This window comes from Thalassospira lucentensis (assembly GCF_032921865.1).
GTDB lineage: Bacteria > Pseudomonadota > Alphaproteobacteria > Rhodospirillales > Thalassospiraceae > Thalassospira > Thalassospira lucentensis_A.
In genome coordinates this window covers 862467-882718 of the sequence record NZ_CP136684.1, presented here as the reverse complement: position 1 = coordinate 882718, position 20252 = coordinate 862467, and the positions used below count along the sequence as shown (strand labels likewise).

Here is a 20252-nt window from a genome sequence, read left to right as displayed (position 1 = left end):
ACGAAAACTACATGCTTTCTTGTGCGATCACAATCGGCAATTCTTTTGGCAATTCAACGCAGAACGTGCTGCCTTTTCCCGGTTCGCTTTCAACCGTGATCGTCCCGCCATGCCGGTCAGCGATTTTTTTGCAGATCGCAAGCCCGATGCCGGTCCCGGCGTATTCCCCGTAACCGTGCAGACGTTTGAAGATTTCAAAGATTGTCGCGTGATATTGCGGTTCGATGCCGATACCGTTATCGGCAACAAAAACCTTCCAGCTTTCATCGGTTTCCCCGGCATAAATCCGGACTTCGCCCTTGTCGGGGTCACTGTATTTAAGGCCGTTCGAAACAAGGTTCTGGAACAGCAGCAAAAGCTGGCTGGCATCACCGGTCACGGTTGGTAGAAAGCCATCGCGAACAATGTTGCCCGCCGGACCCAGTCCCGCCCGCCGGAAATTGGCGGCAATCGCGTCAAACAGGCTGTCAAGTGGCACTGCATGGAACGGTTTGCCATGCCGCCCGACCCGCGACAGGGTGAGAAGATCATCGATCATGCGCTGCATGCGCTGGGTGCCATCGACCGCATAATGAATGAATTCATCGGCGGTTTCGTCAAGCTTGTCCTTGTATCGCCGTGCGATCAACTGCGTATAGCTCGACACCATGCGAAGCGGTTCCTGCAAATCGTGGGACGCGGCATAGGCGAACTGTTCAAGCTCGCTGTTGGATCGTTCCAGTTCCGCCATGGTGCGCTGGATTTCCATTTCATGGCGTTTGCGCTGGGAAATGTCTCGCAGGGTGATGATGTAATGATAACGCCCGTCAGCCGAAAAGTGGCTGATTGCGACTTCAAGCGGTACGTTGCGGCCGTTTTTGGTGCAGGCCAGAACCTCGATCACGCCTGTGCCAAGATCGGTCAACAGACGGTCCGCAGTCGGGCGTTGCGGTGGGGTATGTTTGCTGTCAGGGAGCAAAAACCGGATGATGTTGCTCAGTTCCGGGTCGCCTTCGGGACCGCAGAGTTCCTGAGCACGGGCATTAAGCGGTTCGATATTGCCGTCATCGGATGCGACCAGAATGGCATCGATGGTGTTTTGCAAAATCGCACGTGTACGGTCTTCACTGCGTCGGGTCTGGGTCACCAGTTCGGCCAATTCGGCAGCCTGCTGTCGTAAAAGCCGGTCGCGCTGCACGGCAAGTGTGACGTCACGTACAGTCAGTGAACACAGCTTGTCCCCGCGCGATGTCGTGATTGGATGAACACGGATGGATTGTTCCATGCGTTCAAATGTCGCGGCAAATTGCGGCAGCGGACGAAGCGGCAGGGCCCCCTGATTAAGGGACGGCGAAATCACAGCAGGCATGCCGAATTCCAGGCAATCCTGTATGGCCTGGCACAGACGCCCCAAGCGGGTTTCGGGGAACAGGGCGCTTAACCGTTTACCGATTGCCTGTTCGTGCAAAATCCCCGACCGGCTTTGCATCCACTGGTTCCAGTGGCAGATGGCCCGGTCTGCCCCGATCACCACAAGGCCGACATCGGCTGTATCAAGCAGATTGCCGTAAAGGTCGGCGGCTTCTGCGGCATCCTTGATATCGACAATCGGGGAGGTGGGTTTTGTCATCGCGCTGCTGCCCGTTAACCGAGCGAGTTTTCAAGGAAACGCCGCACGAGTTCCTTCAGGGTCTGGATCGAGTCAAGATCCATGACAAACAGCACATAACCATCAATGTCATTCTGGCGCAGCATGAATTGCACATGCAGGATCATCAGAACCGGCATCTTGCCCGAGGTGGTATCATACGCGGCCTCATCATTCAAAAGCGCCTTGGTTTCGCGTTTGCGGAAGGTCGGCATCGAACAATTGATCGGCTCGCCCAGAACGTTGGCAATACTGCCAAGACAGGCATTCAGGATGATGTTGCCGACCTCCATCAGGGCTTCCTGTTCCAGATCGGTCAGGGTATCGAGAGGCACATCAACCTTAAGCAACCGTCGCACCAGTTCAAGGCTGCGTTTTTCGGGGAAAACCAGCATCGCCTCGCCCTTGAACGGGCCATCGAATGTCTGGCTGACGGCGGAAACCACTTCTTCGGGCGATGATGTCAGGTTTGAATCGGAAAACCGTTCGACAAAGGTAATCGTCGGGACCGTCAGTTCGACCGGCTGATCGACCATTTCCGAAAGTGACGCGGCGGCGCGACCGACCCCGATATTGATCAGTTCACTGATCGTGTCATGTTCAAGCTCGCTCAGATCGATCATCGCCCGGCTTCCTTGCCTTTCAGATAATCGCAAATCTTTTCTTCGGTCGGCGGTTTGGCAATGAAATCCATGCCCAGTCCCGCCGCCTTGTTCTGGATTTCCTTCTGTATATTGGCGGTCAGAAGCGCAATTGCAGCATCGGGATAAGCCGCGCGAAGCTTTTCGCCCAATTCCAGCCCGTTCATGCCCGGCATGTTGAAGTCGATCACAAGGTAATCATAGGCGTGCTCGGCGGCCATTGCCTGCGCTTTTTCGGCTTCTTCGGCTTCATCCACCCGCCAGTCGGCAAAGTTGCTGGTGATAAAGGCCTTAACCAGCAGTCGGGCAAATTTGCTGTCATCGACAAGCAGGACGGATCGCTTCTGGGACATGTTTTTCTCGGATCTTCGGTTTGTGTTTTTGTGGTATCAGCGCCACCCGCAAGGATAGGTCCGATTATAGAGTAGGCGCAACCTTGCGCGAAAGCTGTTCGATCTGTTTGGCGATGATATTTGCCGGTCGCGGTTCGGAAATCAGGAAGCCCTGGATTTCGTCGCAGCCATGTTGACGCAGGAAATCAAGCTGTTCCTGGGTTTCGACACCTTCTGCCACGACTTTCAGGCCCAGATTATGACCCATGATGATAATCGTATTTGTGATCGCGGCATCGTCGGGATCGGTCGTCACATCGCGGACAAACGACCGGTCGATCTTGATCGAATTGATCGGCAGCCGTTTCAGATAGGCCAGCGAGGAATATCCGGTACCGAAATCGTCAATGGCGATCTGCAGGCCAAGTTTACGCAATTCATCAAGGATTGATGCGGATCGTTTGATTTCATGCATCATCACCGTTTCGGTGATTTCAAGGACAATACGTGATGCCGGTGTCGCGGTTTCGTCAAGGATGCGCGATATCGTTTCGGTAATCCTGCCTTCGATCAACTGGCGGGGCGACAGGTTAACCGCAATGCTGACAGGCGGCAGGCCGAGCAGATCCCATTCGCGGATTTGGTCACAGACCCGGCGCAGCACCCATTCCCCGATCTTGCCGATCAGGCCGGTTTCTTCGGCAACCGGGATGAATTGCATCGGGGAAATAAATCCGCGCCCCGGCTGGTTCCAGCGTATCAGGGCTTCCAGTCCGGCAAGACCGCCGGAAGCCAGATCTATTTTAGGCTGGTAGTAAAGTTCGAACTGACCCTGTGCCAGGGCTTCGCGCAGATCGTTCTCGATTGCCAGACGGGCAACCGCGCTTTCATTCATCGTCTTGGTAAAGAAGTGATAGGTCCCGCCACCACGGGCCTTTGCGCTATACATTGCTGTATCGGCATTGCGCATCAGGGTCGGGAAATCATCCCCGTCGGCAGGGCAAAGGGCGATCCCGATGGACGGCGTAATGAACAATTGCCGCCCCTGAATATCAAAGGCCGGGGACAGGGCATCAAGAACCGCCTGCGAAAGTGTTGCGGCGTCCTGTGTTTCGCGCAGGCGCGGAATGATGATCAGAAATTCGTCCCCGCCCAGGCGGCCAACGACCTCCTGTCGGCTGACAACCCGGCGCAGCCGGTCGGCAACGGCTTTAAGCAGCAAGTCTCCGACATTGTGACCAAGGCTGTCATTGATCAGCTTGAATCGGTCCAGATCAATAAACAGGATGGCAGTGGCCCGGTCGCGCGGTCCCTGTGCATCGCGCTTGCGACCTTCCAGTGCCGTTTTCAGACTGTATTCGAGCATGCTGCGATTGGGCAGGTTCGTCAGCGCATCGTGGTTGGCCATATAGACCAGTTGTTCCTCGTAGCGCTTGCGCGCTGTAATATCGTGCAGAACAGCCGTGATCAGCGGTGTTTCCGCCTCGGGGATTGGGCGGAAGGCCGCGCTGACTTCAATTTCGGTCTTGTCCTGACGCACCAGTGGCAATGTCAGGCGTTGTTCGGCCACATGGTCGCGCGTCTGGAAACCGGCAAGTTCGGTCAGGCATTCTTCGAAATGCGGGATCGCACGCGGGGCGACGAATTCAAGAAAGGACCGGCCTTTTGGTGTTTCGTCTTCGGAAAGCCCCAGCAAAGGGAAGGATGCGTTGTTGATTTCAACAATGGTGCCGCCCGGTGTGATCGTCAGGATGCCGTCGGCAACGTTCTGGACGATGGCGCGAAGACGGGATTCGTTATCGCGCATCTGCTGTTCGGTCTGGCGCAATTTGCCAAGCGAGGTCGCAATACCGTCAACCAGTGATCGGACCGAGTGCGACAACAGACCCAGTTCATCGCGTTCATGGTGGCGGGCAACCGTGATGCCGGTGGCATCGGGATTGTCGCGGTCGATGCCGATGACGGCCTGGGATATGCGCAAAAGCGGTTTGGTCAGGGTCAGATAGAAGAATGCAACCAGCGCAAGGCCGAGCAGGAAGTTGCGCAAAATGCCAGATGTCAGGATACGGGTTGCACGATTGATAAAACCGTCAGCAATGAGGTCGGTATCGATCCGCACCACAAGATGCCCGACAAGATCGCGACTCTCGCCGATTTCAAGGGGAACATCATATTGCTGGTTGTTACCAAACATCATTTCGGTCAGGGCTGAGCGGCCCGATGACGATTGCGGGCGTGACTGTTGCGCCAGCACATTGCCGAAATTGTCGCGAAGGGTTGCGCTGTAAACCGGTTCGTACTCAAACAGGCCTGATACAACGCGCGCGGCAAGCGTTTCATCAAGGCCATAGGCCGCCTGTGTCGCGGATTCGCGCAAAGTCGACAAAACCTGATTAACGGTCCTGTCGATCAGGTTGCGTTCTTCATGCAGGTCCCAGGCAATTTGGGCAAAACTGAAAAACAGACCAATCAAAAGGGTGATTATGACGGCTGCACGTGCCTGTTTGACAGACAAGCGATCACGCCATCTGAGCCGTTGCGTTTTCAGGCTACCCTCCGCCAATCCACACCCCTGCATGGCTCTATGACCATTTGCACAGTCAAGACTATGTGCTTAATGCGTCAAAAGCAATTGTTGCACGGCTTCTAATACTGGAAAAAGGCGACGAAATCTGTATTTTCCGCCCAAAGCCGATTTTGCCTGTCCGATGCGCGTTAAAAATCTGCGATATCGCAATGCGTCGAAAGAGCAATACTACTAAAAAAAATGGGATTTTATTGGAGTTGCACACAAGCGTCGTGCGTGATAACCCAATCCCCGAGAGAGAACAAGGCCGAGCGCGGGCGCAGCCGCATCACGGCCTCGCAACCTGAACGGAGTTACACCATGACCTATGTGGTGACAGAAAACTGCATCAAGTGTAAGTATCAGGACTGCGTCGAGGTTTGCCCCGTCGATTGCTTCTATGAAGGTGAAAACTTCCTGGTTATTCACCCGGACGAATGCATTGATTGCGGTGTCTGTGAACCTGAATGTCCGGCCGAGGCCATTATTCCCGATACCGAGCCGAATCTGGATAACTGGCTCGAAATCAACCGCAAATTCGCGGAAGTCTGGCCGAATATTACGCGCAAGGGTGATGCACCGGCCGATGCCGACGAATGGAATGGCAAGTCGGGCAAGACTGAATTGCTTAGCGAAGCGCCGGGAGCCGGTGATTGATCGCACGCGTTAAGCGCCTGTAAAACAACTGTTTTTGTGCCCTAATTTTATTGGCGCATGGCTGCATTGAGCCGGTCGCACGGAAAAAATCTGTGATAGGCCGGCTCTTTGTGTTATTGTGGGCAACTCGCGTTCAAGGGCTCGGCAGGCTCGCTCCGCGCAGTCGGATCTCCGTTATTATATCCTGTCAAAAACCGCGACTTCGCCAAAAGCATGGTCGTGTGAAGCTCTTCGCGTCGCTGGGTCTATAGTGTTACAGTTGAATGACCAGGCCTGTTTGGGCCGGAAGGAAGCTTGATGTCGGATAAGTTGCCCTTTGCTGTTGGCGATTACGTTGTTTACCCCGCACACGGTGTTGGCCGTGTTGATGGCCTGGAAACCCAGGAAATCGCGGGTCAGGAATTGCGCCTTTACATCATCACTTTTGAATCGAGCCGCATGACCTTGCGCGTCCCGGTCAATAAGGTGGGCAACTCCGGACTGCGCAAGCTGTCCTCGAAGAAACAGATGGACTCGGCGCTTATCACCCTTAAGGGCCGTGCACGCGTCAAACGCACCATGTGGTCGCGCCGTGCGCAGGAATACGAGGCAAAGATCAATTCCGGCGATCCGGTTTCGATCGCCGAAGTGGTTCGTGACCTGCATCGTACCGCCACCCAGCCTGAACAGTCGTTCTCTGAACGCCAGATTTACGAAGCAGCGTTTGAACGCCTCGTTGATGAACTGGCCGCGATCGAAAAGATCGACAAGGACAAGGCATCGGGCAAGCTCGAAAAACTGTTGCAGAAAGCTGCCTGATACGTCTGTACAGCTTTCTTATACAGAGACCTCTTTTTAAAAACCGGCCTACAAGGTAATCTTGGGCCGGTTTTGTTTATTTTGGGCACGTTATGGCGATGAGCGCAGTTCTGGCACCGATAAAACCGGCGGACAAAATTTGGACCGTTGGTGCGATCAATGGCGATCTTGCCGCGCTGCAGGCCATTCATGGCAAGCTTCGGGGCAAAATCACGGCAGGTGATCGTCTGATCTATCTTGGCAATTACTGGGGCGATGGCACGGCCGAGGCCGTATCGGGCGCCATCAATGAAGTGCTGCTGTTCCGCCGCTATTTCCTTGCCAAAGATGGTGTTGATATCGCCGATATCGCCTTTCTGCGCGGTGCGAGCGAAGAAATGCTCAGTAAATTGCAGCAGATTCATTTCGCCCCCAACCCGGGCGAGGTATTTGACTGGATGCTGTCGCGCGGCATTGCTGGAACACTTCGGGCCTATGGCTTTGATCCGTCGCATACGCAGGCCCTGATGCGGCAGGGTGCACACGCCATTTCGCAATGGACCGGCCAGTTCGGCGAAGCCTTCCGCAGAAAGCCCGGGCACAGTTCACTTTTGTCTGATCTTAAACACGCAGCCTATGCCACGGATGGATCGCTGATCTTTGTTCATGCGGGGCTGGATGGATCGCGTCCGCTGACCGGGCAGACGGATACCTTCTGGTGGGGCGGGTCGATGTTTGAAAGCATCACGGACCGTTATTACGATTGCCGCCGGATCGTGCGCGGATCGGCACCGGGCAATGTCGGCCTGCAGGAACGCGAATTCACCCTGTCGATTGATGGCGGGGCCGGGCGGGGTGGTCAGTTGATCGCCGTTGCGATTGGCCGTGATGGCACGATCATTGATCGCATCGAAAGCTGATTTGAAAAATGTCAGATAAAAAGGGCAGCAAACCGGATTTGCTGCCCTTTTTGTTTAATCAATCACAACTTTGACCATCGAATTGGTTGCCGGTGGCTGGCCGGGTTCAAGCCCGTTCAGCACGGCAAAGGTTTCGGATGGTTCGCGTGATACTGCCATCTGACCGACAAAGGTCGACAGGTCATATTCCGGGTTCACCGCGCGCACCTTGATCCGCAGCGGATGGTATTTCTGCTGTTCCTCGCGGGTGAGCGGCCGGAAGCTGTATGTCGTGCGGCGTAACGCCACGTTATAATCATCGACCTTATTAAGAGGTGTGATGAACAGGAACTGATAGGCGTTTTCGCCGTGCCGGATCACGACCACACGCAGGCGTGCCTTCCCGCCGGAATTCAGATTGACGTCGGCATAGCCGGTGGCGGCTTCCTGACCGTTGATATCGATATTCTCGATATTGGTGATCGCGATCTTGCTGGAAAAACCACGTGCCAGATATTGATCAAGTCCGACACCCTTGGCCTTTGGCGCCCCTTCAAACACGATCTGCGCCCCGCCGTCATCCTGTGCGATGACGGCATCGGGCTGGTTGATCATTGAAAATCCGTCGGGCACGTCAAAGCGGAAATCAAGCGGCACATGGATAAAGGCAGTGCCCCGCACATAACCGTTATCCGGGCCATCACCATAAATAATACCGTCAATCGCCCGCATATAACGCACGCTGCCGACTTCGGGATTGGCGACCGGGGTCACGTTGGCGGCTTTGTGGGCCTGCTCGATCCGGTCAAGGGTCCGCGGGTGGGTGGCCATGAAATCAAACTGATCGATTTCGTCGGGTGACCGTCCGGCCAGTTTCGCCTGCAGGCGCGAATGGGCACGCAGTTTTTTCAGGAACGATGCCATGCCTTCCGGGTCATATCCGGCGCGCGTGATGTAACGCACGCCCAGCATGTCGGCCTCAAATTCATGTTCGCGCGAAAACGACTTCAGATAGGCATTCGCCCCGGCACCGACGATATCGCCCGCGCCACTGCCAAGGGCAGCCGACAGTCCCCCGGCAAGGATTTGCGTCAGGACACCGCGGCTGTAACGCTGGGCGGAATGACGGGCGACCACATGGCCGATTTCATGGGCCAGAACCCCGGCAAGCTCCGCCTCGTTCGAGGCAAGTCCCGCCAGACCACGGGTGATATAGACATAGCCGCCAGGCAGTGCAAAGGCGTTGATCACCTGTGAATCAAGCACGGTAAAGGTGAATTTTTCATCCGGTGCCTCGGATACTGCCACCAGCTTGTTGCCGATTTCCGTGACATAGCTTTGCAGGTCTTTTTCATCATAATCGCCGCCAAACTCGCGGACGATCTTCGGATGTTCCTCGGCCCCGACCTGTTTTTCCTGCTCGGGGGACATAAAGGCGGTAAAGCTGTCTTCGCCTGTTGCACGATTGGTCGAGCAACCCGCAAGGGCGGCAATCAGGCCAAGTGCGCCAATGGCGGTTGCCAATCGTCTTGTCTTGCGATGAAAAAGCCAGCTCATTGAAGTCTTTCCTCTTATGCCCGCGATGCGTATCCTTTGCCGGAAACGCCATTTTATCCCTTACGATGTGGTAGCGCGTGTTGGCTTGCCAATCAATATCTTGCAGCAATCAAACCTATTCGCAAAAATCGGGAAATTTTGCGGCGAACTTTGCTGTTCGGGTTGCAGGGTGCCTGTTTGCGGCATCCCTGAGTGCAGTCACGTCCACCCTCGCGCATGCACAGGAATGGATATGTGGCCCTGACTTTGGTTCTGCCAAAATTGATGTGGCCAATGCTGATGGGGCTGGCGCGCGTGGCGGTGATCTTCCCGTCATGCCGGTCCGAATGGCAAGTTTTGATGCTGTTGATGCCCTGATAACATCCGCGCAGGCCGATATCCTATGGCGTCTGGCCGATATCGCCTTTGTGCCGGAATTTGAAAATGCCGCGCTTGTGGCGATGAAGGGCACAGCCAATACCATCACCGGCCTCGTCGCATATGACCAGAATCCGGATTTTGCCGGGCGTCACGTTGCCGACATGCAGGATGGCGCAGGCGGGTTGTGGCAGGAAAAGCTTCTGGAACAGGGGGTTGTGATCCTTCTGCCCGAAGGCGGCCGCCCGATTGATACCCTGATCAAAGCCGAACAATCCGCCATGACGCAGCAGGCCGGACTTTGGGCGACCAGCCAAAACCCGGCTTACCATTATGCCGGTTCATCGGGGCTGGCGGGTGATCTGCCCGATGCCGCGCAGGCCATCGGGCGGTTTGCGGTGATTGACGGGATTCTTGAACGTATCGAAGACCGGGAATGGCGCAGTTATCTTAATTTCGGTGCCAACTGGCGCGACGATTTCACCGTGATGATCGACCGCGACCGTCGTGACGCGATCGCCGCCACCGGGCAGTATATGGAAGACTGGGTCGGCCAGAAAATCCGTGTCCGCGGCCTGATCGAAGACCGCGGTGGCCCCTATCTTGAGCTTGCCAATCCGGCGTCCCTGTGTGTGGAACAGTCTGTCGGTCAGCCGTGAACGGCTTTGGACTTGTCCAATAACACTTTAGACGTGTAGAAGAATGGGACGATAGATTCCAAGAGGCTCCCCAATGCTTTATCCCGAGATTGAACCCGCTTATTCCGGCTGGCTGGAACGGCCCGACGGGCACGAAATCTATTGGGAAGAACTTGGCAACCCCGACGGCATTCCGGTGGTGTTCCTGCATGGTGGCCCCGGGGGTGGGATCTCGCCCAAGTCGAGGCGCTTCTTTGATCCCGAAAAATACCGGGTGATCCTGCATGATCAGCGCGGTGCCGGTAAATCCCGTCCGTTCGGCAGTCTTGAAAACAATACGACCGACCATCTGATCGGCGATATCGAAGCGCTTCGTGAGGATCGCGGTATTGATAAATGGCTGGTCTTTGGTGGTTCGTGGGGATCGACGCTGTCGCTGGCTTACGGGCAGGCCCATCCGGAACGTGCCTTGGGCTTTGTCCTGCGCGGGATATTCCTGTGCCGGGATCAGGAAATCGACTGGTTCATGGATGGCATGGGCAAAATCTTTGCCGAGGCCGAGAAGAAATTCCTTGCGGCTGTGGGGTTTGATCGCAATCCCGGAAGTCCTGCCCTGCTGAAGCGATTTGGTGATGTCTTTGCCGGTAAGGAAGGCGAAGCTGCTGCCATTGCCGCGGCGCGTGCATGGTCGGGCTATGAGGCCACCTGCTGCACATTGCTTCCCGATGACAGTCTGGTCGAGGATTTCGAAAGCGACGGGATCGCACTCGCGCTGGCGCGGCTGGAGCATCATTACTTCGTCAATAAGGGTTTCTTCACGCCCGACCAGTTACTTCAGAATATGGATCGCATTCGTCATTTGCCCGCCCGGATCATTCAGGGCCGCTATGACATCGTCTGCCCGCCGGTTTCCGCGTTTGATTTGCTCGCGACATGGCCGGATGCTGAAATGAATATCGTTGAGGATGCCGGTCACGCGGCAAGTGAGCCGGGGATCGTGCGTGAACTTGTGCGCGCCACGAACTCCTTTAATGGCACCGGATTTGATAAAAACTAGAACAGCCGGTTCATTGTTTTGTTGTCTATATCATACGGTTGGGTAGTATACGCTCGACATGATCTTAGAGGGGACTAAGTTGATGCGGTTGGTTTTGGGGAAAATCCTGGCCCTGCTATTGGTGGCGGGCTTTGCAGGGGCTGCACATGCGCAGCAGTTTCTTGGAAATAACAATGACAGTGGCCTGTTGGAATTTTCGACCGGGATGGTTGATATCACGCAGGATGACGAGGCGGCTGAATTCCGTCTTGATTACCGTTTCCAGCATGCGATGTTTGGCGTTGCCCGCCCGATTGCTGGCCTGATGGTCACCAGCGACAAGGCGGCACACGGTTATGGCGGTATTGCGATGGATGTGCTTTGGGGCGATCACTTCGTTTCAAGCATCTATACCTCGGTCGGTGCCTATCACCAGGGTGACGGCGAAGACCTTGGTCACTGGATCGAATTCCGTTCGGGCCTTGAGCTTGGCTTCCGCTTTGACAGCCGCGAACGTCTGAGCCTCGGCATTGCCCACATTTCGAATGCCAGCATCGGCGACGAAAACCCGGGTACGGAAATTCTGTCTCTGACCTATGCGATTCCGATCGACGCGATCTTTAACTGATCTGCGCGTTTGGAACGATGCACCAAGCCCCGCAGATGACGGGGCTTTTTGCGTTTCTGGTCAATGAAGGGCAAATTTGGTTCGCTGCCGGATTGATCGCAGCTATCGAAGCTGCTAATTGAATGCCTCTTGCCGATAAAGTGCGCCCGTAGCTCAGCAGGATAGAGCACCAGATTCCTAATCTGGGGGCCACAGGTTCGAATCCTGTCGGGCGCACCATCCCCTTTTGCCTTACTCTTCAGAACGACCCGTACCTTCCCGATCCCGTTCATAGCGTTTCGCAAGCGGAAATTCCGGCAGCCAGCCTTCGCGTCGGATCGTCCAAAGTTCGTAGGTGGGCTTTAACTGATCGGGTGCGTCCAGCGCGCCCAGATTGACTTCGATTTCATCCCCGCTATGCCCGAAAACCGATGATCCGCAGGTCGGGCAGAAATAGCGCCCCTGATAATCGCGGACGTCACCTTCGATTGTTACCGCATCCTCGGGATAAACCGCCGATGCGTGAAAAAGCGTGCCGTGATGTTTCCGGCAATCAAGGCAATGACACAGGCCAACCCGGTACGGCTTTCCCGTTGCCACAAGCCGGACTTTGCCGCATAGGCAGCCACCGGTGATTTTATCCATAGGTTTCTCCAGTCAATCAGGGAGCGGGAAGTTTAGTGCCTTGGTCACGCGGGCGTCCATTGTCGATTTCGGCCGATTTTCGTCCTGACGGCTTCCTTGTTGCCGGTGCAGCGAAAAGTTGTATTTTTGCAATTTCCTGCACGCCTTGAAATAATCTCCGGGCCTGCACATATCCTTATATAACGGGCAAATCCGACAAGCCCTTTCATATGGCCGATCCGGCCGGGAGGTGTCAGGTGAAGAACTGGATTCGTCTTCCGAACAGCGAAGGCAATTGCGTTGCAGCGTCCAAGAATGCCGCAGGTTCAACAAATTCCCCATCCGTTACCGTTCATGAACGCGAAATAGGACGCAACGGGTTCCTTGGGCCATCTGCCCACATTTATCATAAACACCCACCGGCAGGCTGGGCCTCGTTCGAAGGGCCGCTTCGACCGCGGGCGTTCGATCTGAACAAGTTGGCCGCCGGGCCGGATTGCCCGTTGCAGGCGCGCCGCATTCTGCATAATGCGGTGATGGAAGTCCGTTACTGGCGGCTGGATGGTAAAATGCATGCGCTGGCGCGTAACGCCGATGGTGATACGCTGGCCTTTGTGCATAACGGCAACGGTGCACTTTATTGCGATTACGGTCATATGCCCTATCGTGATGGGGATTACATCCTGCTGCCGCGCGGTACGGCCTGGCGGTTCGAGGCATCCGAACCATCGGAATTCCTGTTTGTCGAGGCAACCAATGATGCCTTTGGCCTGCCAAACGAAACCCAGTCAGCCGGTCATCCATCGATCAATCCGACCCGTTTTGAAGTGCCACGAATTGACGATAAATTCCGCGCCCAGCAGGACGAGGCCTATTGGGAAATTCACATCAAGCGTCGCAATGCGATTTCGACACTGACCTATCCCTATAACCCGCTGGATGCGGTGGGCTGGCAGGGGGATCTTAGTGTCGTGCGGCTGAACTGGCGCGATTTGCGACAGGACCGCCAACCGGGCCAGCCGGTGCCGCCCGCGGCACACAGTACCTTTGTCGCCAACCGGTTTGCCATCAGTACCTTTGTGCCGAAAATTGGCGAAGGTGAATCAGGGACGCTTCGCGTGCCGTTCTATCACTCGAACGAGGATTTCGATGAATTCATCTTCTATCACCGGGGTGAATTCTACAGCCGGGGCAATATCAAGCCGGGCATGGCAACCTTCCATCCCAGCGGCTTCCCGCATGGACCGCATCCATGTTCGTATCAGAAAACCATGATCAGGGTGCCGGTCGAAACCGACGAGGTGGCGGTGATGATTGATTGTGCGGAAATGGTTAATATTGACGAAAGCATTCCGGACGGCGCGGAATGGAAGGCCTATGTCAACACGTGGGAAAAGGCGAAAGAAACACTGTGATGCCATGCTCATGGTTGCACGTGCTTGTTTCAAGGCGGCTTTCTGCACTTTTGTGACCATTCGGCATTGATCTTCGGATTTGTTTGACCTATCCGGAACGTTAAGGGTTTCATCAGCATGTCCCGGTAATCTGCTTATCTGCAAAATGCCGGTTCCTTTGTCATGGACTGGCTTGCGCGATAGTATAAGCTTGGCAGCGGCACTCGTGGCGTAAACCTGACAGCGCAGATGGCCAACGAATAGAATTTGTCGGGATGGGTTGATCAAAGCCGAGAATGACCAAACAGCAATTAGCAAATAATAACGCAAGCATGTCGTCTTCTGGTCGTGCAGGTCAGCCGGATGCACTGTCCTGTTTGCCCGCGTCATTCGTTACCCGTGGTGTGCGGACACCTTTCACGACCAAAAGCCTGCGTTATGCCCGTGTGCTGATTGGCCAAAGCGGTCGCACGCTTGTCAGTCTGCCGGGGCTTTCGGGCGGGCTTGGTACCTATGAAATGCCGCTTGAAACCCTGCGCGAGGTTTTTGACCTGTCGGTTCATGACCGGATGCTGTTTGACCGCCTGATCACGCTTGAAAAATTCACCCCGGAAGTTGTGCGCGAACATGCGCGTGCGGTGGCGGTAACCGGTGTTGGCGGTGTTGCGCTGGCGCGTGCCGGGATTACCGGCAACAAGGAAGAAAAAGCCGCGCGCGAACTCGGGCAACTGACCCTGCTGTATCAGGCATTGCGCCAGCTTGGCGGTAATGACGTTCAGGACATGAAACGCGAAGACCTTCTGACGATGGAAGGCCAGATACGCGCACGCAAGGCATTGAACCGCTTTGCGGCGTCAGCCGGTCTGGAAAACGATTCGATCATTGATACCCTTGGCGAGTGGAGCGTCCTGAGCGCGCCGGTCGGCCTTGGGATCGAAGGTTGTGAAGGGCCGCTTCGCCTTCTTGCGCTGGGTTTGCAGAAACTTGCCGGTGATGTTGAGGAATGGTCGATTTCCGAACAGTCAGATTTCCGTTTCATGGCGACCCGTGTGATCAATGCCGCCAGCGCAACCAACGATCATGCGGTGCGGGTGCTGCGCAAAATCGATTTGTGGAATAATGAACTTGGCAAGGTTCTCAAAGACTGGTCCAAAGCCAGGGACGATCTGCAAAAGGATATAGGCCGGTTGTGGTGGGTACTTGACGGATGGCAGGAACTGATTGATTTGTGGCGGTCACGCCCCGGGCATGACAGGGCACGCCAGCGCGAGATTGTCGAGGAAATCGCAAGTTTCGCACCGGTCCTGCCAATCGAAGAGCTTGAGAAACTTGAATATGAATTCTGGGTCGATGTACGTGTTAACCAGATGCTTTGGGCGTCCGAGTTGCGCAAACTGGGCAGTGGTGAAATTGACGCCGATATGGTTGACCGGCTGGAGCGGTTCCGGAGGCAGTCGGCGTGAAGGTTGAAAATGCCGCAAATATGGGTGTTTCCCAGCTTGGCGATCTGTTTGAATCGTTAAACAGTTCGGAAATCGCGCGTTTTACACGTGCGATCGAAAGTGACCGTGCCGACCCCAAGCTACCGCTGCCCCATGAACAGATTTTGCAAATTCTGCGTCCGCGTCTGGCATCGTTAAAACCGGAACGATATCCAACTCCGATGCGCCAGTTCTGCGATCCGTTTGAGGATTTGCTAACGTCGGCACCACCTGCGGAAAAAAGCATTCGCATCAGCCGTTCATCACTGATGCCGATCTGGAAGGTGGTCGAAACGTCCGGTGGTCCTGAAATGACCAAGGCGATTGCCGATATCGAAAAGGCGGCTGCCAAGCGCGATCAGGATATGCTCGAACAGGCTGAACGCCGGATGTGGAAACTGGCGTCGGTCTGTATTGCGCAGGAAATAGAGAATTCGCTTAATGGGGTGAAAACCGAACGTGCATTGGCAACGCGGCTTGGTTCGCGCAGTCATCTTCGTGCGTTTGAGGAAATCGGCAAAATCCTGAACGTTGCCGAAGAAATCACCCAGATGCGCAAACGTTTCCCATCGGCCCCGATCAGAAGTCTGGGCACGGCCGATATCAGTTGGCTGCGCGACCGGTTTATTGAGATCTCGCAGGAAAAACCGGGATACGAACCGGTTTATCTTTTGGCGGTTCTGGCGCGTCTGCTGCGTCCGAGTGAGCTTTTCAAACTGATCCGCGTGCTATCGAGCAAGGCCGACGACAGAACAATTTCCAGCACCAATCTGGCGACCACCGGCGATCTGATCATTGATCTTCTGGCCGAAACCGTGACCGAGATCGAACAGGGTATCGGCACTGGCAAGGGCGAGCATCACATCCTGTCGCTTGCCCGCTGGTATGCGTCCGAATTCACCCGGATCACGCGCGAGTTTAATATCCGCAAGGATGGCCGCTGGGGCGAGAAATTGCTGGAAACGCGTCGTCGCGTATCCAAGGCGATGGCCAATACCATGTTTGGCGCCAGTCCGGATCGCATCATCGATGCCCTGCCGCTGCTTGAAACCAAGCAGGGGCCGGGTTCCGGCCGTCAGGGTGTGCGCCCGATTTTCGCCCAGCCCTTTGACGAGGAAAAGGTTCTTGCCGCTGAACAATCGGCCGAGGCGATTGCTGAAACGGCGCGCATTTCCCACGTTCTGGCGGCCCAAAGTTCGGCAACCAAGGCGGTGGTCGAGCTCAAGAAAAAGCTGAACCAGATTGGCCGTGCCGGCGTGGATGGCATGGGACGGCTTGATGCTGACGAACTTGATAATGCGCAGCGCAACCTGATGGCGATTGTCCGTCTTCTTGAAATCATCGACGGCCCCGAAGAAGCCGATCTGCTGCGCCGTCGCGGTATGAACGCGCTGCGCGCGCTTCAGGGCAAAAAGGCAAGCTAGTCGCTCTTTTTCTTCTTTTATGCTTCCTGATTTTTGCGCTGATCAAGCCAGGTCATGAAAGCCCGGATTTTCGGGTTGCGAGCACGGCCGGTCGGGGTGGTGGCGTAATAATGAAACGGGCTTGCGCGCGGCGGACCAAACGGTGCGACAATCCGTCCATTGGCCAGTTCGTCCTCAATGGCGAATGTCGGCAGCAAGGCCACGCCAAGGCCGGCAATGGCAGCCTGCATCGCCATCGTGAAATGTTCGAACTTCGGACCGTTTTCCCCATCAATATCGGTAAGGCCACTTGCGGTCAGCCAGTCGCTCCATCCACGCGGGCGGGTGGCTATGTGTAAAAGTGAATAATCACGAAGATTATTTGGTTTTGGTGAATAATCCAGATTCTCAATCAGCTTCGGGCTACAGATCGGCACCATTTCCTCGCCATGCAGCAAATGCGCATCCAGCCCCGGCCAGTTTCCATCGCCAAACAGAACCGCAATGTCGATCTGTTCACGGTCAAAATCGGGGATGCCGATCCGCGAAATGAAGTTGATGACAATGTCGGGATGGGTGCTGCGAAAATCGGGCAGCAGCGGGATCAGGCAGCGTGACCCGAAAGTCGGTGGGGCGGCAATGGTCAGAACCCCGCCCTCGGCTCCGCCCGACAGGAAGGTCAGGGTCGCGGTTTCAAGCTGATCCAGTGCGGGGCGGATCGCCTGCAGATAGCTTTCGCCCTCTGATGTCAGGACGAGGCGTTGTTTCTGGCGGGCAAACAGCTTGCAGCCCAGCCAGTCTTCAAGCCCCTGTATCTGTCGGCTGACCGCGCTTTGTGTCAGGTAAAGTTCCTCGGCCGCGCGTGATGCGCTGCCAAAGCGGGCGGTCTGCTCAAAACAACTCAGCGCTTTCAGGCTCGGGATGCGGCGGCTCATGATCTAATTGCTCGAAATATGAGGATATTTGCACTTTATCTGGGCTTGTTATCGCTAGTTCATGAGTTTTACGCATAAACTATATCCGATTTATCATTTGCAAGCTTGCCTGCCAATCCCTAGCTTTAGCCCAGAAGCGATAAGCTTTCAGGGATGATGCCGTCTCGCCCTTCTATGGTGTCATCCCTGCTTTGGTTTCAAAAATTTCATAAGGGATCAGGACGATGGCAAGCCGCGCACCTTTTCACTGGGAAGACCCGCTGCTGATTGAAGATCAGCTGAGCGAAGAAGAACGCATGATCCGTGACGCGGCGCGCGCCTATTGTCAGGAAAACCTGCAGACCCGTGTTCTCGAAGCCAACCGGCACGAGATTTTCCACCGCGAAATCATGACCGAGATGGGCGAACTTGGCCTGCTTGGCCCGACCATCCCAGAAGAATACGGCGGACCGGGTGTCAACCATGTCGCCTATGGCCTTGTCGCGCGCGAAGTCGAACGTGTTGATAGCGGCTATCGTTCGGCGATGTCGGTGCAAAGCTCGCTTGTGATGCATCCGATCTATGCCTATGGCAGTGAAGAACAGCGCAAGAAATACCTGCCGAAACTGGCGACCGGTGAATGGGTCGGCTGTTTTGGCCTGACCGAGCCGGACCACGGGTCCGATCCGGGCGGCATGAAAACCCGCGCCCGCAAGGCCGATGGTGGTTTCACCCTGTCGGGATCGAAAATGTGGATCACCAACAGCCCGATCGCCGATGTGTTTGTCGTCTGGGGCAAGGATGACGAAGGTGTCATTCGCGGTTTCATCCTTGAAAAGGGCATGAAGGGTCTGAGCGCGCCAAAGATCGAAGGCAAGTTTTCGCTGCGTGCGTCGATCACCGGCGAGATCGTTATGGATAACGTCTTTGTCCCGGCGGAAAACATGCTGCCAAATGCCAAGGGCCTTGGCGGGCCGTTCGGTTGCCTGAACAAGGCACGTTACGGCATTTCATGGGGGGCGATGGGGGCTGCTGAATTCTGCTGGCATGCAGCACGTCAATATACCCTTGATCGCAAACAGTTCGGCCGTCCGTTGGCCGCCAATCAGCTGATCCAGTTGAAACTGGCGAACATGCAGACCGAAATCGCCCTTGGTCTGCAGGGCGCGCTTCAGCTTGGCCGGATGCTCGATGCCGGAACCGCTGCACCCGAGGCGATTTCGCTGATGAAACGCAACAACTGCGGCAAGGCGCTTGATATTGCCCGTGTTGCCCGTGACATGCATGGCGGCAACGGCATTGCCGATGAATTCCATGTCATCCGTCATGCGATGAACCTTGAGGCGGTCAATACCTATGAAGGCACGCATGATGTGCATGCCCTGATCCTTGGCCGTGCCCAGACCGGCATTCAGGCGTTTAGCGCCGAGGGCTAAGGACTTCGATGACGGGCGGCACCAATCTTTGGTGTCGCCCTTTTTCCTTTTTGATGACGATCCTGGGATGGAATGATGACCAGCGCGCTTTCTGGACTTCGTGTGCTTGATCTTTCGCGTGTCTTGGCGGGGCCTTGGGCCAGTCAGACATTGGCCGATATGGGTGCCGAGGTGATCAAGATCGAACGTCCGGGTGCGGGCGACGACACGCGCGGCTGGGGCCCGCCCTACGCCAAGGACGTTACAGGTAACGATACCAGCGAGGCGGCCTATTACCTGTCGGCCAATCGCGGCAAAAAGTCGCTGACGATTGATATGACCAAGCCCGAGGGGCAGGAAATCCTGCATAAACTTGCCGTTGAATGCGACGTGGTGATTGAGAATTTCAAGGTCGGTGGCCTTGCCAAATACCGGCTGGATTATGCATCGTTATCGGAAATCAATCCCAAGATCGTTTATTGTTCGATCACCGGCTTCGGGCAGGATGGCCCGTACAAGGACCGGCCGGGTTATGATTTCATGATCCAGGCGATGGGCGGGCTTATGAGCATCACCGGTGCCCCGGATCAGGACCCGGGTGGGCAGCCGATGAAGGTCGGGGTGGCGGTTGCCGATATCTTTACCGGGCTTTATGCGACGATTGGTATTCTGGCAGCCCTGCACCACCGCGATGCGACGGGCGAGGGACAGCATGTCGATCTGGCATTGCTGGATGTGCAGACCGCGATCCTTGCCAATCAGGCGATGAATTTCCTGACAACCGGGAAGGCTCCGGGGCGGCTTGGCAATGCGCATCCCAATATCGTGCCCTATGAAGCGTTCCCGACAGCGGATGGTTACATCATCCTTGCGGTCGGCAATGACAGCCAGTTCAGAAGCTTTTGCCACGTTGCCGGGATCGAGCATTTGCCCGATGACGCACGATATGCCACCAACCGGTCACGGGTGGCAAACCGCGAAACGCTGGTGCCGCAAATCCGTCAGGCGATGGTGATGAAAACCACCGACGACTGGATTGCCATTCTGGAAACGGCCAATGTGCCGTGTGGCCCGATCAATACGCTGGATCGGGTGTTTGATAACCCGCAGGTCAAACATCGCGATACGGTGCGGTACCTTGATCATCCAACGGCGGGCAAGGTGCCGACGGTTGCCAATCCGATCAAATTTTCCAAAACACCGATTGCCGGTGAAACCGCCCCGCCGATGCTGGGCCAGCATAGCGATGAAATCCTGCGCAAGGTCGCGGACCTTAGCGATATGCAGATTGCCAAATTGCGCGAAGCCGGGATTATCTGATGCCACC

18 protein-coding genes and 1 tRNA gene are annotated in these 20252 nt (G+C 55.7%); 12 read left to right on the top strand and 7 right to left on the bottom strand.

The annotated features are described in order from the left end of the window. Nucleotides 1–7 precede the first annotated feature (7 nt). The 4 genes from R1T41_RS04730 to R1T41_RS04715 all read right to left on the bottom strand — a co-directional run bounded on the left by R1T41_RS04730 (nucleotide 8) and on the right by R1T41_RS04715 (nucleotide 5115). Entirely contained in the window at nucleotides 8–1609 is a 1602-nt protein-coding gene (locus R1T41_RS04730) for an ATP-binding protein (protein WP_062948232.1), read from the bottom strand. 14 nt (nucleotides 1610–1623) lie between these two features. Continuing rightward, complete coding sequence (locus R1T41_RS04725) at nucleotides 1624–2250, bottom strand: chemotaxis protein CheC (RefSeq protein ID WP_062961214.1); 627 nt, start codon at nucleotides 2248–2250, stop codon at nucleotides 1624–1626. Beyond that, nucleotides 2247–2621, bottom strand: a complete 375-nt coding sequence (locus tag R1T41_RS04720; protein WP_062948228.1) for a response regulator transcription factor — start codon at nucleotides 2619–2621, stop codon at nucleotides 2247–2249. Before R1T41_RS04720 ends, R1T41_RS04725 begins: the two co-directional genes overlap by 4 nt. A 64-nt stretch (nucleotides 2622–2685) precedes the next feature. Then, nucleotides 2686–5115: a putative bifunctional diguanylate cyclase/phosphodiesterase gene (locus tag R1T41_RS04715; protein WP_317340302.1), complete on the bottom strand. Its 2430-nt coding sequence runs from the start codon at nucleotides 5113–5115 to the stop codon at nucleotides 2686–2688. Nucleotides 5116–5487: 372 nt separating this feature from the next. Between R1T41_RS04715 and fdxA the strand changes: the two genes are divergently transcribed. The 3 genes from fdxA to R1T41_RS04700 all read left to right on the top strand — a co-directional run bounded on the left by fdxA (nucleotide 5488) and on the right by R1T41_RS04700 (nucleotide 7520). After that, nucleotides 5488–5823, top strand: a complete 336-nt coding sequence (gene fdxA, locus R1T41_RS04710; protein WP_114109593.1) for a ferredoxin FdxA — start codon at nucleotides 5488–5490, stop codon at nucleotides 5821–5823. Nucleotides 5824–6120: 297 nt separating this feature from the next. After that, nucleotides 6121–6621, top strand: coding sequence for a CarD family transcriptional regulator (locus R1T41_RS04705; protein ID WP_062948226.1), 501 nt, complete (start codon nucleotides 6121–6123; stop codon nucleotides 6619–6621). A gap of 92 nt (nucleotides 6622–6713) precedes the next feature. After that, entirely contained in the window at nucleotides 6714–7520 is an 807-nt protein-coding gene (locus R1T41_RS04700; RefSeq protein ID WP_317340298.1) for a hypothetical protein, read from the top strand. Nucleotides 7521–7574: 54 nt separating this feature from the next. Here R1T41_RS04700 and R1T41_RS04695 read toward each other — a convergent pair whose 3' ends face one another. Beyond that, nucleotides 7575–9056, bottom strand: a complete 1482-nt coding sequence (locus R1T41_RS04695; RefSeq protein WP_317340296.1) for a M48 family metalloprotease — start codon at nucleotides 9054–9056, stop codon at nucleotides 7575–7577. Between the two features lie 266 nt (nucleotides 9057–9322). Between R1T41_RS04695 and R1T41_RS04690 the strand changes: the two genes are divergently transcribed. The 4 genes from R1T41_RS04690 to R1T41_RS04675 all read left to right on the top strand — a co-directional run bounded on the left by R1T41_RS04690 (nucleotide 9323) and on the right by R1T41_RS04675 (nucleotide 11934). After that, complete coding sequence (locus R1T41_RS04690; RefSeq protein WP_317340295.1) at nucleotides 9323–10072, top strand: hypothetical protein; 750 nt, start codon at nucleotides 9323–9325, stop codon at nucleotides 10070–10072. Between the two features lie 73 nt (nucleotides 10073–10145). Further along, nucleotides 10146–11108, top strand: coding sequence for a prolyl aminopeptidase (gene pip, locus R1T41_RS04685; RefSeq protein ID WP_317340293.1), 963 nt, complete (start codon nucleotides 10146–10148; stop codon nucleotides 11106–11108). A gap of 82 nt (nucleotides 11109–11190) precedes the next feature. Continuing rightward, entirely contained in the window at nucleotides 11191–11715 is a 525-nt protein-coding gene (locus tag R1T41_RS04680) for an acyloxyacyl hydrolase (protein WP_062961209.1), read from the top strand. A 142-nt stretch (nucleotides 11716–11857) separates the two neighbouring features. Further along, nucleotides 11858–11934: transfer RNA gene (locus R1T41_RS04675), tRNA-Arg, on the top strand. Nucleotides 11935–11946: 12 nt separating this feature from the next. Here R1T41_RS04675 and R1T41_RS04670 read toward each other — a convergent pair. After that, on the bottom strand, nucleotides 11947–12339 hold the full coding sequence (locus tag R1T41_RS04670; protein ID WP_317340291.1) for a GFA family protein: 393 nt from the start codon (nucleotides 12337–12339) through the stop codon (nucleotides 11947–11949). Between the two features lie 236 nt (nucleotides 12340–12575). Here R1T41_RS04670 and R1T41_RS04665 point away from each other — a divergent pair, with 236 nt between their 5' ends. From R1T41_RS04665 to R1T41_RS04655, 3 genes are all read left to right on the top strand, one after another. Then, on the top strand, nucleotides 12576–13733 hold the full coding sequence (locus R1T41_RS04665) for a homogentisate 1,2-dioxygenase (protein WP_209220416.1): 1158 nt from the start codon (nucleotides 12576–12578) through the stop codon (nucleotides 13731–13733). A gap of 311 nt (nucleotides 13734–14044) precedes the next feature. Then, nucleotides 14045–15175 (top strand): hypothetical protein, encoded by a 1131-nt coding sequence (locus tag R1T41_RS04660; RefSeq protein WP_231858119.1) that lies wholly within the window; start codon nucleotides 14045–14047, stop codon nucleotides 15173–15175. Further along, complete coding sequence (locus R1T41_RS04655) at nucleotides 15172–16617, top strand: hypothetical protein (RefSeq protein WP_097052080.1); 1446 nt, start codon at nucleotides 15172–15174, stop codon at nucleotides 16615–16617. Before R1T41_RS04660 ends, R1T41_RS04655 begins: the two co-directional genes overlap by 4 nt. Before the next feature lie 17 nt (nucleotides 16618–16634). Here R1T41_RS04655 and gcvA read toward each other — a convergent pair whose 3' ends face one another. Next, complete coding sequence (gene gcvA, locus R1T41_RS04650) at nucleotides 16635–17531, bottom strand: transcriptional regulator GcvA (RefSeq protein ID WP_114109603.1); 897 nt, start codon at nucleotides 17529–17531, stop codon at nucleotides 16635–16637. Nucleotides 17532–17755: 224 nt separating this feature from the next. Between gcvA and R1T41_RS04645 the strand changes: the two genes are divergently transcribed. Next, nucleotides 17756–18946, top strand: coding sequence for an acyl-CoA dehydrogenase (locus R1T41_RS04645; protein ID WP_297204824.1), 1191 nt, complete (start codon nucleotides 17756–17758; stop codon nucleotides 18944–18946). A gap of 75 nt (nucleotides 18947–19021) precedes the next feature. Continuing rightward, complete coding sequence (locus tag R1T41_RS04640) at nucleotides 19022–20245, top strand: CaiB/BaiF CoA-transferase family protein (protein ID WP_317341564.1); 1224 nt, start codon at nucleotides 19022–19024, stop codon at nucleotides 20243–20245. Nucleotides 20246–20252: the final 7 nt, after the last annotated feature.

What these genes read in the sequence shown, in the direction of transcription:
- R1T41_RS04730 (WP_062948232.1), bottom strand. Translation starts at nt 1,609, where the DNA reads ATGACAAAACCCACCTCCCCGATTGTCGATATCAAGGATGCCGCAGAA.
- R1T41_RS04725 (WP_062961214.1), bottom strand. Translation starts at nt 2,250, where the DNA reads ATGATCGATCTGAGCGAGCTTGAACATGACACGATCAGTGAACTGATC.
- R1T41_RS04720 (WP_062948228.1), bottom strand. Translation starts at nt 2,621, where the DNA reads ATGTCCCAGAAGCGATCCGTCCTGCTTGTCGATGACAGCAAATTTGCC.
- fdxA (WP_114109593.1), top strand. Translation starts at nt 5,488, where the DNA reads ATGACCTATGTGGTGACAGAAAACTGCATCAAGTGTAAGTATCAGGAC.
- R1T41_RS04705 (WP_062948226.1), top strand. Translation starts at nt 6,121, where the DNA reads ATGTCGGATAAGTTGCCCTTTGCTGTTGGCGATTACGTTGTTTACCCC.
- R1T41_RS04700 (WP_317340298.1), top strand. Translation starts at nt 6,714, where the DNA reads ATGGCGATGAGCGCAGTTCTGGCACCGATAAAACCGGCGGACAAAATT.
- R1T41_RS04695 (WP_317340296.1), bottom strand. Translation starts at nt 9,056, where the DNA reads ATGAGCTGGCTTTTTCATCGCAAGACAAGACGATTGGCAACCGCCATT.
- pip (WP_317340293.1), top strand. Translation starts at nt 10,146, where the DNA reads ATGCTTTATCCCGAGATTGAACCCGCTTATTCCGGCTGGCTGGAACGG.
- R1T41_RS04680 (WP_062961209.1), top strand. Translation starts at nt 11,191, where the DNA reads ATGCGGTTGGTTTTGGGGAAAATCCTGGCCCTGCTATTGGTGGCGGGC.
- R1T41_RS04670 (WP_317340291.1), bottom strand. Translation starts at nt 12,339, where the DNA reads ATGGATAAAATCACCGGTGGCTGCCTATGCGGCAAAGTCCGGCTTGTG.
- R1T41_RS04660 (WP_231858119.1), top strand. Translation starts at nt 14,045, where the DNA reads ATGTCGTCTTCTGGTCGTGCAGGTCAGCCGGATGCACTGTCCTGTTTG.
- gcvA (WP_114109603.1), bottom strand. Translation starts at nt 17,531, where the DNA reads ATGAGCCGCCGCATCCCGAGCCTGAAAGCGCTGAGTTGTTTTGAGCAG.
- R1T41_RS04645 (WP_297204824.1), top strand. Translation starts at nt 17,756, where the DNA reads ATGGCAAGCCGCGCACCTTTTCACTGGGAAGACCCGCTGCTGATTGAA.
- R1T41_RS04640 (WP_317341564.1), top strand. Translation starts at nt 19,022, where the DNA reads ATGACCAGCGCGCTTTCTGGACTTCGTGTGCTTGATCTTTCGCGTGTC.